General features: G+C 71.7%; 14 protein-coding genes. 9 read left to right on the top strand and 5 right to left on the bottom strand.

Translation table 11 applies throughout. The features are described 5' to 3' along the window. Positions 1–97: 97 nt before the first annotated feature. Positions 98–1,045 carry a TauD/TfdA family dioxygenase gene (locus AB0N66_RS08110; RefSeq protein WP_365430191.1) on the top strand — a complete coding sequence of 316 codons (948 nt, stop codon included), beginning with the start codon at positions 98–100 and terminating at the stop codon, positions 1,043–1,045. Positions 1,046–1,047: 2 nt separating this feature from the next. Here AB0N66_RS08110 and AB0N66_RS08115 read toward each other — a convergent pair whose 3' ends face one another. From AB0N66_RS08115 to AB0N66_RS08130, 4 genes are all read right to left on the bottom strand, one after another. Further along, complete coding sequence (locus AB0N66_RS08115; protein ID WP_365430193.1) at positions 1,048–2,037, bottom strand: alpha/beta hydrolase; 990 nt, start codon at positions 2,035–2,037, stop codon at positions 1,048–1,050. Between the two features lie 174 nt (positions 2,038–2,211). After that, positions 2,212–3,396 (bottom strand): serine hydrolase domain-containing protein, encoded by a 1,185-nt coding sequence (locus AB0N66_RS08120; protein ID WP_365430195.1) that lies wholly within the window; start codon positions 3,394–3,396, stop codon positions 2,212–2,214. Positions 3,397–3,535: 139 nt separating this feature from the next. Next, positions 3,536–4,195, bottom strand: coding sequence for a response regulator transcription factor (locus AB0N66_RS08125; RefSeq protein WP_365430196.1), 660 nt, complete (start codon positions 4,193–4,195; stop codon positions 3,536–3,538). A 67-nt stretch (positions 4,196–4,262) separates the two neighbouring features. Then, positions 4,263–5,570: a sensor domain-containing protein gene (locus AB0N66_RS08130; RefSeq protein ID WP_365430198.1), complete on the bottom strand. Its 1,308-nt coding sequence runs from the start codon at positions 5,568–5,570 to the stop codon at positions 4,263–4,265. A 183-nt stretch (positions 5,571–5,753) separates the two neighbouring features. Between AB0N66_RS08130 and AB0N66_RS08135 the strand changes: the two genes are divergently transcribed. From AB0N66_RS08135 to AB0N66_RS08160, 6 genes are all read left to right on the top strand, one after another. After that, positions 5,754–6,002 (top strand): hypothetical protein, encoded by a 249-nt coding sequence (locus tag AB0N66_RS08135; protein ID WP_365430200.1) that lies wholly within the window; start codon positions 5,754–5,756, stop codon positions 6,000–6,002. Further along, on the top strand, positions 5,999–6,748 hold the full coding sequence (locus AB0N66_RS08140) for an ABC transporter ATP-binding protein (RefSeq protein WP_365430202.1): 750 nt from the start codon (positions 5,999–6,001) through the stop codon (positions 6,746–6,748). The genes AB0N66_RS08135 and AB0N66_RS08140 overlap by 4 nt, the downstream gene beginning before the upstream one ends. A 4-nt stretch (positions 6,749–6,752) precedes the next feature. Then, positions 6,753–9,386: an ABC transporter permease gene (locus AB0N66_RS08145; protein ID WP_365430204.1), complete on the top strand. Its 2,634-nt coding sequence runs from the start codon at positions 6,753–6,755 to the stop codon at positions 9,384–9,386. A gap of 386 nt (positions 9,387–9,772) precedes the next feature. Next, complete coding sequence (locus tag AB0N66_RS08150) at positions 9,773–10,147, top strand: STAS domain-containing protein (RefSeq protein WP_365430206.1); 375 nt, start codon at positions 9,773–9,775, stop codon at positions 10,145–10,147. 78 nt (positions 10,148–10,225) lie between these two features. Continuing rightward, positions 10,226–11,011, top strand: a complete 786-nt coding sequence (locus tag AB0N66_RS08155; protein WP_365430208.1) for a GAF and ANTAR domain-containing protein — start codon at positions 10,226–10,228, stop codon at positions 11,009–11,011. Further along, complete coding sequence (locus tag AB0N66_RS08160) at positions 11,008–11,769, top strand: GAF and ANTAR domain-containing protein (protein WP_365430210.1); 762 nt, start codon at positions 11,008–11,010, stop codon at positions 11,767–11,769. Before AB0N66_RS08155 ends, AB0N66_RS08160 begins: the two co-directional genes overlap by 4 nt. 59 nt (positions 11,770–11,828) lie before the next feature. Here AB0N66_RS08160 and AB0N66_RS08165 read toward each other — a convergent pair whose 3' ends face one another. Continuing rightward, positions 11,829–13,457 carry a serine/threonine-protein kinase gene (locus AB0N66_RS08165; RefSeq protein ID WP_365430212.1) on the bottom strand — a complete coding sequence of 543 codons (1,629 nt, stop codon included), beginning with the start codon at positions 13,455–13,457 and terminating at the stop codon, positions 11,829–11,831. A 176-nt stretch (positions 13,458–13,633) separates the two neighbouring features. Between AB0N66_RS08165 and AB0N66_RS08170 the strand changes: the two genes are divergently transcribed. Both AB0N66_RS08170 and AB0N66_RS08175 read left to right on the top strand, forming a co-directional pair. Then, positions 13,634–14,188 carry a DUF4231 domain-containing protein gene (locus AB0N66_RS08170; protein ID WP_365430214.1) on the top strand — a complete coding sequence of 185 codons (555 nt, stop codon included), beginning with the start codon at positions 13,634–13,636 and terminating at the stop codon, positions 14,186–14,188. 39 nt (positions 14,189–14,227) lie between these two features. After that, positions 14,228–14,623, top strand: coding sequence for a helix-turn-helix transcriptional regulator (locus AB0N66_RS08175; protein WP_365430215.1), 396 nt, complete (start codon positions 14,228–14,230; stop codon positions 14,621–14,623). Positions 14,624–14,674: the final 51 nt, after the last annotated feature.

Genomic DNA, 14,674 nt, shown 5'->3' on the forward strand with positions numbered 1-14,674 from the left:
TATGACCCAAGACGCGCACCCCAACGAGCTGAGAACCGTCCATGATTCTTTCGACGGGGTCGAAATCGGGGTCGAAATCACAGTCAACGGAGCGCAGATGACAACAGCTGACGGTGTCGAGGTGAAACCGGTCGCGGGGCTGATCGGCGCGGAGATCACGGGCGTCGATCTGGCGGCCGAGTCGCTGGACGACGCGGTGGTCGCGGTGATCCGGGCGGCCGTACTGCGCTGGAAGGTGGTGTTCTTCCGGGGCCAGCGGCTGGACCACGCGGCGCATGTCGCCTTCGCGCGGCGGTTCGGTGAGCCGGTGACACTGGGGAAGCGTGGCAGCGCGTCGCCGGAGGGGTTTCCCCAGGTGGAGACGACGGCCGACCGGCTGGAGCTGGGCGGACGGTACGGCATGGACCACGCCGAGTGGCTGGAGCGGCGCCGGCACACCCTGCTGCGGGGCTGGCACTGCGACCACGGCGCCAGGATCGACCCGCCGGCCGCGACCATCCTGCGCGCCGAGACCGTACCTCCGTACGGCGGTGACACCACGTGGTCCAACCTGGCGGCGGCGTACGCGGGCCTTTCGGAGCCGGTGCGGAACTTCGTGGACGGGCTGCGCGCCGAGCACCGGCTCGGGGTCGGGTACCAGCCGCGGCCGGGCGACGACGCGTACGTACGTCATCTGCTGGACCGGCAGGTCGCCGCCGTCCATCCCCTGGTCCGGGTGCATCCGGAAACGGGGGAGCGGGTGCTGTTCGTCAACGGCTACTACGTGGAGCAGATCCAGGACGTGTCCCGCGCGGAGAGCCGCCTGCTCCTGGAGATGCTGCTCGAACAGGCGACCAGGCCCGAGTACACCGTCCGCTTCCGCTGGGAGCCGGGCAGCGTGGCCTTCTGGGACAACCGCGCCACCATCCACCTGGCCCCGAACGACCTGGCCCATCTCGACTTCCCGCGCGTCATGCACCGGGTCATGCTCACCGGTGACATCCCGGTCGGCGTGGACGGCAAGCCCTCCGAACCGATCGTGGGCACCGAGCCGGGCCGCTGGTGACCTCAGGCCGCAGGCAGTGCGGCCAGCCAGTCGATGAGGAGCCGGTTGGTCTCGTCGGGGCGCTCCTGCTGGAGCCAGTGGCCGCAGCCGTCGAGGATGTCGGACGAGAACAGGCCGGGCAGGGTGCTGGAGTAGGCCTTGATCGCGTCGGCCCTCCAGGTGGTGGAGGCGTCCAGGCCGCCGCCGATGAACAGGGAGGGCTGGGTGATCGGGGCGCCGTCGAAGGCGGCGAGGTCCTCCCAGTCCCGGTCCATGTTCCGGTAGCGGTGCAGCGCTCCGCTCAGGCCGGTTCGCTCGAACTCCCCGGCGTAGACGTCGAGATCGTCCTCGCTGAGCCAGCCGGGCAGCCGCCCGTCGGTGGGAAACCGGTCGCGCAGTGCCCCGCCCCTGCCGACGAAGTGCAGGTCGGGCGCGCTGGGTTCGGGCATGGTGTCGGCGGACAGGCCGGCATAGAAGCTCGCGAGCCAGCCGCGTACGTCGGGCTCGATCTCGGCCTCGGCGCGACCGGGCTGCTGGAAGTAGGAGATGTAGAACTCCTCCTCCCCACCGCCCATACCCGCGAAGATCTCGGTGGGCCGGGGGCCGCCGCGCGGCGCGTACGGGACGCTCAGCAGTCCCACCGCGCGGAAGACATCCGGCCTGACCAGGGCGGAGTTGGCGGCGATGGGTGACCCCCAGTCGTGGCCGACGATCACTGCGGACCGCTCACCGAGGGCGTGCACCACGGCCGCGTTGTCCTCCACCAGTTCGAGCATGCGGTAGGCCTCCGTGGCGGCGGGCCTGGAGGATCGGCCGTAGCCCCGGACGTCGATGGCGACCGCCCGGTATCCGGCCGCCGCGAGCGCCGGGAGCTGGTGGCGCCAGGAGTACCAGGACTCCGGGAAGCCGTGCACGAGCAGTACCAGCGGGCCGGAGCCCTGCTCCACCAGGTGGATCCGGCCCGCGGGGCCGGGAACCAGCCGGTGCGTTACGTCCATGACCGGATGCGACATCAGTCCTCCAGGTGTCTCGGTCTGCGGGGGTCTCGGTCTGCAGGAGTCTCGGTCTGCGATTCGATCATGCGGAACATGGCAGCCTCGCGGCGAGTGTTGTTGCCGTTTCGGCAACACGGCTCGGTCGGTCGACGCAGAAACCCGATCGGGCGGTCGGCGAGCAGAGCCGATCGGTCAGTCGGCGCAGAGGGCCGTGTCGAGAACGGCGTCGACGTGTTCGGCCGCCGCCTGGCCGGCGGGCAGGGCCGTCACGGCGACCGTGGCCGCGCGGCCGTCGTCGGTGACGGCGTTGCGGTTCTCGTAACCTTCCGAGTCGCCGCCGTGGCCCCAGGCGACCCCGCCGCAGCTCAGCCGTATCTCCATGAGGCCGAGACCGTACCGCCAGCCGGACGGAAGCCCGGGGGCCGCGACCGTCGTCCGCATCTGCTTGAGCTGCTCCGACTTCAGCAGCCGGCCGTCCATCAGTGCGGTGAGGACGCGGTTGACGTCGCTCGGGCGGGCGATGAGCTGTCCGGCCGCCCCGGCCCAGGACGGGTCGAACTCGGTGGCGTCCACGACCGGCCCACCAGGGGTGTCGGACGCGTAGCCATGCGGGTGGGACTCGCGGATGGTCTGGTCACCGGTGCCCGGCCAGTACGTGTACCGCAGCCCGGCGCGCTCGATGACGCGGTTGGTGATCTCCTCGCCGATCGGGCGCCCGGTGACTTTCTGCACGATGAGTCCGGCGACGATGTAGTTGGTGTTGCTGTACTCCCAGCCGTCACCGGGGGCGAAGGACGCCTTCTCCTTCAGGGCCATGTCGAGCAGGTCCCGCGCCTCGACGTAGGTGTGCCGCCACTGCGAGAACTCCCCCATGCCCGCGGTGTAGTTGGGGAGCCCACTGGTGTGCTGGAGCAGCTGGCGGACGGTGATGGCGCGGCCGTCGATACCGTCGTCCCTGACCAGGCCCGGCAGATACGTCTCGATGGGCGCGTCCAGGTCGACCTTGCCCTCGCCGACGAGTTGCAGGACGACCGTCGCGGTGAACATCTTGGTGGCGCTGGCGATCCGGATCTGGCCGTCGACCGGGACCTTGGATCCGGTCCGCAGGTCGCCCACCCCGGAGGTGTAGTTGCTGGTGCGGCCGTCGCTGTCCCGCAGGGAGGCCAGCGCGGCGGGGAAACCGTCGTCGCGGACGAGCCCGTCAAGTCCCTTCTGGACGACTGCACTTGTCTTCGCGGTGCCGTGTTCGGCGCTCGCGGAGGGCGCGGTGGTCACGACGAGACCGGTCAGCGCGGCGAGGGCGGACACCACCAGGACGCGCCGACGGCGGGTGCGGGACTGCGGGGTGCGGGACTGCGGCGTACGGGACCGGGACATGAGCAACTCCCTGCTGGACGACTCTTGTTGACGTCATCCAGCCTGGCCCGGACAAGATCGCACAGCGATCCCGCGTACTGCACAGTGATGGTGGGGAAGGCCCTACCACCCGTGGACCGGCTGCCCGTAGAAGCGGCGGTCAGGACCGGCGGTGCGCGTCGTCCAGGTAGTGCAGTACGGCGGCCACGCGGCGGTCCGTGCGGTCGGTGGGGGCCAGGTTGAGCTTGGCGAAGATGCTGCGGATGTGTTTGTGGACGGCGCCTTCGGTGACGACGAGGCGTTCGGCGATGGCGGTGTTGCCCAGGCCTTCGGCCATCAGCGCCAGGACGTCGTGTTCCCGGGGGCTGAGGCGGTTCAGCCGGGTGTCCGGGCGGGTGCGGGCGAAGAGCTGGGCGACGACCTCGGGGTCGATGGCGGTGCCGCCGTCCGCGACTCGGTGCAGCGCCTCCAGGAACTCCTGGACCCGGCCCACCCGTTCCTTGAGCAGGTAGCCGAGCCGGGCGCTGCCCTCGGCGAGCAGATCGGTGGCGAAGGCCTGCTCGACGTAGGCGGAGAGCACGAGCACGGCCAGGCCCGGCTGACCGCGCCGGGCCTTCACGGCCGCGACGATCCCCTCATCGGTGTGCGTCGGCGGCATCCGTACGTCGACGATGGCGACGTCGGGTTCGTGCTTCTCGACGGCCGCCAGGAAGTCGTCCGGCGTACCGGCGGTGGCCACCACGTCCAGCGACTCCGCGCGCAGCAGAAGCGCGAGCCCTTCACGCAGCAGCGGGTCGTCCTCGGCGATCACAATCCGCACAACGGGCTCACTTCCGGGTCGATGGTCACGGTCGGCGCAGGCACAACGGGCTCGCTTCCAGGTCGGCTCACAATCCGCACGGCAGGCTCACTTCCATGGTGGTGGGGCCGCCAACTGGGCTGGCCAGTACGAACGTTCCGTCGTGTGCTTCCGTACGGCGGCGGATGCCGACCAGACCGGAACCGCTCACCTCGTCCGCTCCGCCCCGCCCGTCGTCGGTGATCCGCAGCCACAGCCGGTCCGCGCGGCGGCGGACCACGACGGTGGCCTGCCGCGCCCCGCTGTGCTTGGCGATGTTGGTGAGCGCCTCGGCGACGACGAAGTAGGCGGTCGCCTCGACCGACGCGGCGAACCGTTCGGGCACGTCGGCGTCGATCCGGCAGGCGACCGGACAGCCGGCGGCGAGGCCGCTGAGCGCGTCGGTCAGGCTCCGGTCGGTCAGGACCGGCGGCAGGATGCTCCGTACCACCGCGCGCAGTTCGGCGAGGGCCTGCTCGGCCGCGCCCTGCGCCTGTTCGAGCATGGCGTCGGCGGCGGACGGATCGCGCTCCACCGCACGGCGGGCCGCGCCGAGCAGGACGGTGACGGCGACCATGCGGTTCTGGGTGCCGTCGTGCAACGACCGCTCGATGCGCCGCAGTTCGGTGGCGTGCGCGTCCAGGGCGGCGGCCCGGGTCGCGGTCAACTGGGCGACGCGAAGGGCGAGATCAGTACCGGGGTCGGGCGCGAGCAGCCGCCGCCCCGGCCATGCCTGGAGCCAGGCCAGACCCGGTTCGAAACCCACGGCGACGGCGACCCAGCCGAGGCCCAGCAGGCTGACGGCGAAGGCACTGGGCCAGTCGTTCACGGTGATCAGGCCGAGGGAGTCCGTCGCCTCGCCCTGCGGCACGAGCCGCCACCACAACGGGAAGGTGGCATTGGTCGCAGCGGTCAGCGGCAGGGTCAGGCCGGTCATGCCGAGCACCAGACCGACGGAGGCATGGCCGACCAGCCAGCGCAGCTCCCGCCGCGTGCCGCGATCCGCGACGGCGTCCCGCAGCCGGGTCGGACCCGTGCCGGGCTCCCGGCCGATGACCTCAGGGCCCCACTGCGACAGCCGTGCACGTTCCCGGTCGGCGACGGCCCGCACCCCGCGCAGCGTGCCGGGCACCAGGAGGAGGCCCACCCCGACCAGGCACGCGGCCGCGGTGGCCGCCACCCACACCAGCATGACGAGCGCCAGAATGGCCGTGCCGACCCCGCCGACGAGGTGCTCGAAGGCGTCCAGGGCGGTCCGCGCGCGGGCGAACGCGTCCCACGGGCGGGGCGGCCGTGGGCCGGTGGCCGGTATCGCGTCGTCGGCCGGTACGACGTCGGTGGCATCGCGCGTAGGCATCCGCACCTCCTTGGCGGTGACCATAGGGCACCGCACGAGGCCCGGTCGCATCGCCCTCACCGCGCCAAGTACAGCCTGCTGTACCTCAGTTGTCTCGCTGGCCGGATCGTTCACGGCAGTGATCGTTCGTAGCTTCGTGGTGTGCCCGAAAGCCCCGCGACCACCAGGAACAAGGAGCGTCCCGTGACCGACGCCTACCGCGACCTCGCGGCCCCCGAGCCCTTCCGGCCGGAGCCTGACACCAGCGACGAGACCGCGATCGTACGTCCCCTGCTGTGGACGCTGCTGCTGCTCGGCGCCGTCGCCAACATGGTGACCTCGTCCGTCGGCGGATTCAGCGTGTACGTCGGGATCGGCCTCGGCGTCCTCACCCTGGGCTGCGCCGTCGCGCTCGCCGTCCACCACCGTGTGTCCACCGGGGGCCGGTCATGAGGAACAGGACAGGGCTCAGGACAGCACACGCGCCCGCCGTCGAGCTGGCCGGCGTCACCAAGACCTACGCCGGCGGGGTGCGCGCACTCGACAACGTCTCCCTGACCGTGGAACGCGGCACCTTCCTGGCCGTGATGGGGCCCTCCGGGTCCGGCAAGAGCACGCTGATGCACTGCGCCGCCGGGCTGGACTCGCCGACCGGCGGGCAGGCCTTCATCGACGGCACGGAGATCGGCGGGCTGAACGAGACCCGCCGCACCGAACTCCGCCGCAGCAGCGTCGGGTTCATCTTCCAGGCCTACAACCTGGTGCCCTCGCTGAGCATCGAGGACAACATTTTGCTGCCGCTGCGGCTGGCCGGTCAGCGGCCGGACCGGGAGTGGGTGGGCCACCTGGTCGAGCGCGTCGGGATGACCGGACGGCTCGCGCACCGCCCCGCCGAGCTGTCCGGCGGCCAGCAGCAACGGGCCGCGATAGCGCGGGCGTTGGCGGCCAGGCCCGCCGTCGTGTTCGCCGACGAACCGACCGGCGCGCTGGATCTGCGGACCGCCCGCGAGGTGCTCGGTCTGTTGCGCGACCTGGTGGACGGCCTCGGCCAGACCGTCGTGATGGTCACTCACGACCCGGCGGCCGCGGCGCACGCGGACCTGGCGATGGTCATGGCCGACGGGCGGGTCGTCGACACGTTCAAGGCGCCCACCGCCGCCGAGCTGGCCACGTGCGTCACCAACCTGGAGACGGAGTAGTCCCATGCCGAAGCACACGTACACGCCGGCACCCACGGCCTCGCCCGTGCCCGCGCCGAAGTCCACGGCGGAATCCGCGTCGAAGTTCATGTCGAAGTCCGCCGCGAAGTCCATGTCGGCGCCCATGCTGTACCTCGCCTGGCACATGGGCCGCCGCCGGATCGCCGCACTTCTTGCGGTCACCTGTGCGACCCTCGGCGGCGCCGCGATGGTCACCGGCATCGGTGTACTCGCCGAGTCGGGACTGCGCTCGCACGCGCCGGTGGAACGGCTCGGCGGCGCCGATGTCGTCGTCTCCGCGAGCCAGACCTTCCACCCGGCCGGGGATCTGCCGATCAGCCTGCCGGAGCGGGCCAGGGTGCCCGCCGACCTCGCGGGCCGGCTGGCCGGGCTGCCCGGTGTGGCAGGCGCGGTGGGGGATCTGAGCTTCCCCGCGGCCGTGGTCGACGGCCAGGGCAAGGCCGTACCGGCGGACGATCCCGGTGCCGGCGGCCACGGCTGGTCCTCGACCGCCCTCCTGTCCGACGCACAGGTCGACGGCACGGCACCGGCCGGTCCGCTCAGTGTGGCCCTGGACAAGGGCACGGCCGCGGCGGCGGGCGCCCGGCCCGGCGGCCGGATCACCGTGATCGCGGCCGGGCACTCCGCCACCTACCGGCTCTCGGCGGTGGTCGACACCCCCGTGACCGGCGTCTACTTCGCCGACGACACGGCGGCGAAGCTGACCGGCTCCAAGGGCGTCGACCTGATCGCCATACGCGCCGAGGAAGGCGCCGACGACGAGGTGGCGGCCGAGGTCCGCCGGGCCGTCGAGCAGGACGGCCTCACCGTCTCCACCGGAACCGCCCGGGGCGACGTCGAGTCCCCCGACGCCACCGCCGCCCGCTCCCTCCTCCCCGCCCTCGCGGCATCGCTGGCCGGCATCACCCTCCTGGTCGTCGGCTTCATCGTGGGCGGCGCGCTGTCCGTGTCGATCGCGGCCCAGCGCCGCGAACTCGCCCTGATGCGGGCGGTGGGCGCGACGCCCCGGCAGATCCGCCGGCTCGCCGCCTCCCAGGCCGCGATCATCGCGGTCGCCGCGACCCTCCCGGGTGTGGGTCTCGGTTACCTCCTCGCCGAACGCTTCCGCGAACTCCTGGTGTCCGCCGGAATGCTCCCGGGCACCCTGCCGCTGACGCTCAGCCCGGTCCCCGCGGCCGCGGCCGTGGTCCTCCTGACCGGCGTGGTGAGCATCGCCGCCCGCTGCGCGGCCTGGCGTACCTCGCGCATGCCGGCCACCGAGGCGGTCGCGGAGTCGCGCAGTGAACCCCGTACGCCCTCGAAGTCGCGGGCCCGCTCCGGATACGCGCTGATCCTCGTCGCGACCGCGGTGTCGGTCGCGCCGCTGGTGATCCGCTCGCAGGCCGGAGCGGCGGCCACCGCACTGGCCGGGATCCTCGCCGCGATCGGTCTCGCGCTGGCCGGTCCCTCGCTGGTCAGCGGGGTCACCCGGAGACTGGCGGGCAGGCTGTCGGCCAAGACGTCCGCGCCGACCTGGCTGGCCGTGTCGAACAGCCACGGGTACGCGCTGCGCGCCGCCGGAGCCATCAGCACCCTCGCGATGGCCGTGGTCTTCACCCTCACCTACACGCTCACCCAGACCACCGTGATCGCGGCCACGCACAACGACATCCACGACGGGACGCGGGCCCAACTCAGCCTGACCGCACCCGGACTCGGCGGCGTCCCCGACGACGCGCTCACCGCCGTACAGCACACGCCGGGCGTACGCGCCGCCGCTCCCGTCACCACGACCACCGCGCTGTGGGCGTACAAGATGGCGGGCGAAGACGCGATCGAGAGCGGTTCCGCGCTGGTGCTGACGCCGGCCGCGTCGGGTGTCCTCGACCTCGATGTGCGGACCGGCAGTCTGGCGGGGCTCAGCGGCGACACCGTCGCCGTCGGGACGGACATCGCGGGGTCGCGCGACGCGCAGGTGGGTGAGCGGGTGAAGCTGATCCTCGGCGACGGCACCCCGGTGACCGCCCGTGTCGTGGCGACGTACGCCCGCGGGCTCGGTTTCGGATCCGTCGTGCTCTCCCGCGACCTGGCCGTCGGTCACACCACGACGGGCCTCGACCAGTCCGTCCTGATCCGCACGGACGGCACCGACACCGCCCAGCGGAACATCGCCCGACTCGCCGCGTCCCGACCAGGGTTGGCCCTGGCGGACAACGCCGAGCCGAGCGGCGTGGGCGGCGTCGCGCCCGAGCTGTGGATCAACATCGCCGTACTCGCCGTACTGCTCGGCTATCTCCTGCTCGGCATCGCCAACAAGCTCGTCGCCAGTACCGCGGCCCGCCGCACCGAGCTCGCCACGCTCCAGATGATCGGCGCGACGCCCGCCCAGGTCCGCGCGATGATGCGCCGCGAGGCGGCCCTGATCACCGCCCTCGCGCTCGTCACGGGACCGCTGCTGTCCGTCGTCCCGCTCGCGCTGCTCTCCCTGAGCTTCCTGGACCGCCCCTGGCCCGCGGGACCCCTCTGGCTGCTGCCGGCCATCGCGGCCGTGGTCGCCGGCATCGCCTTCCTCACCGTCGAACTCCCCACCCGCCAGGCACTGCGCACCCCGCCCGTGCACGCGCTCGGCCGTGGCTGAGCGGGCGGGGGCGGCTCCGGGGCCTGCCTGAGCGCGGCCGGCGAGCGGACACCGGCCGCGGCAGCCATCACGGCTCGGCGTCGTCCTCGGCAGCCATCAGCAGCTCAGCGTCGTCCGCGTCAGCCCTCAGCCGCCCGGCGTCCGCGCTTCGCCAGAGCCGCCGCACGTGCAGGTTCCGCCCCCGAACCATCGGTAACCGACCAGGAATCGCCCCTTCGGCCACCCACTCGACAGATACCGAAGCGAGGAACCACTCACGCCCACCACGCCAGTACGTTGGCGGTGCGGCAGCCCCTGCCCCCGGCCCTCTCCGTGCAGTCCCGTTCCGCGCAACAGAGGCCCTGCGCAAGGCGAAAGTCCTCCCGGGGACAAGAGGAGTTGGGCACATGAGCCCGCAACCCCACGAGTGCCGTGTGGTCCACGCCGACGGTGAGCTGGATCTGACGACCGCGCCGGAATTCACCCGCGACCTCGAAGCTGTCCGCCACGGCACCGGGCGGCTCTTCCTCATCGTCGACCTGAGGGGCGTCACGTTCATGGACGGCAGCGCCCTGGCCCCGCTGTGCGCGGCGTGGGACGACAGCCACCAGCGGTTCGGGTGGACGCGCGTCGTCTACACCCGGCCGGGTGTAGGTCTGCTGTTCCGGGCCGGCGCCGTCCAGCACCGGTTCCCCCGGTACGCGAACACCCGGGACGCCCGGCGCGGAGTGAGCGCCGATCCCCCGGAGCAGTACACCCCGATGGGAGACCTGTCCGCGTAGGGTACGGCGAGACCGCTCGGCGCCTCACTTCGAGGAGCCCCGGCCGCGGCGGAACGGATTCCGGTGATCAGCGACGGCATGGCCGACGTTCTGCGGTCGCTGCGCCTGGGCGGACGCGGGAATCCTGCCCAGGCGTGCGCGCTGGCGCTGCGCGCCGAGGGCGTCGCGCTGTCGCTCCTGGTGGGCAAGGACCGAGCGGCCGAGCCACTCTGGTGCTACCCCGAGATAAGCGTGCGTTTCGAGGAGCTCCAGTTCACGCTGGGCGAGGGGCCGGGCCCGGACGTGGTCCGCACCGGCACTCCCGTCACCGAGCCGGACCTGGGCCGGGTGCGCCCCGACCGCTGGCCCGCGCTGCTGCCGTCGGCGCGGGAGATGGGCATCCACGGTGTGAGCTGCTTCCCGCTGAGCATCGGGGCCATCCGGGTCGGCGTACTGACCGTGCTGAGCGACGGGGACCGGCGGATCAACGAGCAGCAGTGGACGGACGCCACGGCCCTGGCCGGCGCGCTGACCGGCGCGTTCCTGAACGGCGACCGGCGGTGGAGCGGAGGCGGATCCGCGCCGGCTCCCGGCACGTTCCTGGAGTGGCCGACGGGACTGCACAGAGCGAAGGTGCACCAGGCCACGGGCATGATCAGCGTCCAGCTCGGGGTGTCCATGGAGGATGCCCTGCTGCGTCTGCGGGCCTTCGCCTACAGCAGCGACCGTCCCCTCGGCGAAGTGGCGGACGACGTCGTCGTGCGCAGGCTCCGTTTCCAGGACGATGACGACGACGACAACTATGACAATGGCAATGACGCTAATGACAATGACGGTATGGACGACATAGGCGGGCCGTATTCGCCCGACGGTGGAAAGGGATGATCGGCATGGCCCGCGAACGACGACTGGCGGAGATCTTCGTGGAGGTCGCGGACTCCCTCGTCGAGGACTTCGACGTCATCGATCTGCTGCAACGGCTGTCCACCCGCTGCGTCGAACTGCTGAACGTGTCGGCGGCCGGGATCCTGCTCGTGGACGCACACGGTGAACTACAGCTCCTCGCCGCCTCGGACGAGCACACGCGACTGCTGGAGCTGTTCGCGCTCCAGCACGACCAGGGCCCGTGCGTCGAGTGCTACCGCACCGGTGCGGCCCGGACGAACATCGACCTGTCGCGGCGGGAGGTGACCGAGAGCTGGCCGCGCTTCGCCGCCCGCGCGCGCGAGACGGGTTACGTGTTCACCCACGCCATTCCGCTGCGCCTGCGCAACCGTGTCGTCGGTGCGCTCAACCTCTTCCAGACCGAGCCCCGCCGCCTGGGCGACGACGACATCGCGCTCGCACAGGCGCTGGCCGACGTGGCCACCATCGCGATCCTCCAGCAGCGCACGCTGGAGCAGTCGCACGTCGAGAACAGCCAGTTGGAGAACGCCCTCACCAGCCGCATCCTGGTCGAACAGGTCAAGGGCGTACTGGCGGAGCGCTGGAACACCTCGGTGGACGACGCCTTCGCCGCGTTCCGCTCGTACGCCCGCTCCCGACAGCTGCGTCTGTCGGAACTCGCCGCGCGGATCATCGCCGGCGATTTCGACACGGCGGACATCCCGGCACCGGCCGTTCCCGGGGACCGCCGCGACTGACCTCCGCCAGGAAGGGCGAGTGACCGTTGACGATGACGCGCGCGGTCGCCGGGGAACCCTCAACGCAGTGTGCGGAAGCCCGCCTTGACCTTGTCGAAGACGGGCCGAAAGGTGTCCCACTGCTTTTCGGGCGCCGAGAGATAGATGTCGTACTCCGTCTCCCCCTCCTGCCCGAAGCCGAAGTCGATGGCACGGAACGCCCGGACGCGTCCCTCGAAGGTGAACTCCCATACGGCCGCGGGCTGTCCCTGGAAGGTGGTGCGCTGCATACGCAGTTTCCGGTACGTCTTCGGATAGTTGACCTTGGTGTTCGCCTCGATGTTCGTGAAGTGCGAGATGGGGTTGGCGCCCGCGGGGTTCACGATGTCGATCGTGAGACCGGCGAGGCCCGACGCGTCGGCGTAGTTGACCTCTTCGTTCGTCGTGTTGCCCCGCTTCCAGCTGTCCGGGACGGGGAAGGCGATGCCCAGCTTCTTCTCCGTGACCAGGTGGAAACCCGCGGGGACGGGCGGAGGCGTGGACGCGGTCGGCGTCGCGGCGCCGGTGCCCCGCGCGCTGCCGGCCCTGCCGCCGCCGCCGTCGTCGCGCGAGACGACGTAGATCCCGCCCGCCACGACGGCGGCCGCCACCGTCACGGCGGCCGCACTCCGGACGAACGCGCGCCGCTTCTTCTTCGCGGGAGCCGACGCCGGAGCCGACGCCGGAGCCGACGCCGGTGAAGGCTCCTGTCGAGTGGGCGCGGACAGCGCCTGGGCCTGGGCCTGGGCTTGCGCCTGTGCCTGGGCTTGCGCCTGTGCCTGGGCCTGTGCCTGCGCCTGTGCCTGCGCCTGCGCCTGCGCACCCGATGTGAACAGCGTCGGCGCCTCCCCGGTCACCACGGGCACCGCCCGCAGCGCCCGTTCCGTCTCCTCCGCTGACGGCCGCTCGTCCGGGTCCTTGGCCAGCAGCGCTTCGATGAGGGGTTCGAGCGGCCCGGCGTGCTTCATGGGCTCAAGCGGGTCGACGACGACGGCGTACGCCGTCTCCACCGCCGTGTCCTTGCGGAACGGGGGCCGACCCTCGACGGCCTGGAACAGGGTCGCTCCCAGCGCCCAGAGGTCGGCGGCGGGTCCGGGCCTGCGGCCCCGCATCCGCTCGGGCGCGATGTAGTCGATCGACCCGACGAGCTCGCCGGTCTTCGTCAGCGTCGAGGTGCCGCTCGCCATGGCGATACCGAAGTCGGTGAGCACGACACGGCCCCCGGCGCCCAGGAGCACGTTGCCGGGCTTGACGTCACGGTGCAGCACCCCGGCCGCGTGCGCGGCCCGCAGCGCGGCGACCATGCCGAGCCCGACCCGCGCGGCCTCGCCTGGCGGGACGGTCCCGCCGCCCTTGAGCAGCGCACCGAGAGTCGTCGAGGGCACGTACTCCATGACGATGCAGGGCAGCCCCTCGTCATCGACGACGTCATGGACGACGACCACGTTGGGGTGGGCGATACGGGCGGCGCTGCGCGCCTCGCGGCGGGTGCGCTCGTAGAGCGTGGCGAGCTCGTCATCGGTGAGGTGCCGCTGGACACGTAGCCGCTTCAGCGCGACGTCCCGGCTGAGAACCTCGTCCTCGGCCCGCCATACGGTGCCCATGCCACCGCGCCCGATCTGCTCGACCAACCGGTACCGCCCGGCGATCAGCCGCCCCTCGTCCGACACAACGCGCCCTCGCCGACTCTCTCCGTGCCACAAGCCCTGTGCTCTGTGCTGCCTTCTGTGCGCTTTGTACTTTGTGTTCGATTCGCGTCGACACCATAACCGCCGAAGGTTGCGGGACCGTCTCCGCGGGTTGCCCGAGCTTGACTGCGCCCATGGTCACCGATGTACTCCCACGCATGCCAGGGACGCATGACCAGCGCGACAACGAGTTGCTCGAAGCCCACCCCGTCACCCCCGGGCCGGAGGCGGCCACGGCGCAGGGCTATGTGGACAGCAGGCTCGACCAGTACCGGGACTGGTACGACAGGAAAGCCGTCAAGATGAAGGCCATGCACCTCAGGATGCGGACGCTGTCCGTCGTCGGAGGCGCGCTGGTACCGGTTCTGGTCAACCTCGACCTGTCCTTCGCCAAGCTCGGCGCGACCGTGCTGAGCCTGGTCGTCGTCGGCTCGGTGTCCCTGGAGAGCGTCTACCGCTACCGCGAGCAGTGGAAGAACTACCGCTCGACCGAACAGCTCCTCGTGCACGAGCGCATCTACTTCGAGACCAAGATCGGCCCCTACACGGGCCTCTCGCAAGACGAGGCGTTCCGGGCGCTGGTGGCCCGTGTGGAGACGGCGATCGCCAACGAGAACTCCGCCACCCTCAACGTCATGACACTGGGCGGCCAGGTCACCTCCGACGTCCAGCTCACGCCCGCCGTCCCCGAGGCCCGGCGCGGGCTCCAGTAGAGGCCGGAGGTCGGCGCGGGTCGACGTATCGTGACGCCTATGCAGTCCTACACAATCGGCCAGGCCGCCCGGCTGCTCGGCGTGAGCCCGGACACCGCCCGGCGGTGGGCGGACGCCGGGCGGATGGCCACCCACCGGGACGACGGCGGGCGGCGGCTCATCGACGGCCGGGATCTGGCCGCGTTCTCCGTCGAGCTGGCGAAGACCGGCGGCGAGGAGGACGTCTCCTCCTACACCTCCGTCCGCAACGCCTTCGCGGGCATCGTCACCGCCGTCAAGCTCGGCGACGTCGCCGCCCAGGTGGAGATCCAGGCCGGGCCGCACCGGCTGGTCTCCCTCCTCACCCGGGAGGCTGTCGAGGAACTGGGCCTGGAGGTCGGCATGGAGGCCACCGCGAGGGTCAAGTCGACCAACGTGCACATCGACCGCACCTAGGGGGTGGGGGGGGGGCGGCGGGGGAGCAGGCGGGGGGCGGCCAGCGGCGCC

The sequence above is a fragment of the Streptomyces sp. NPDC093544 genome (genome assembly GCF_040683495.1).
Classification (GTDB): Bacteria; Actinomycetota; Actinomycetes; order Streptomycetales; family Streptomycetaceae; genus Streptomyces.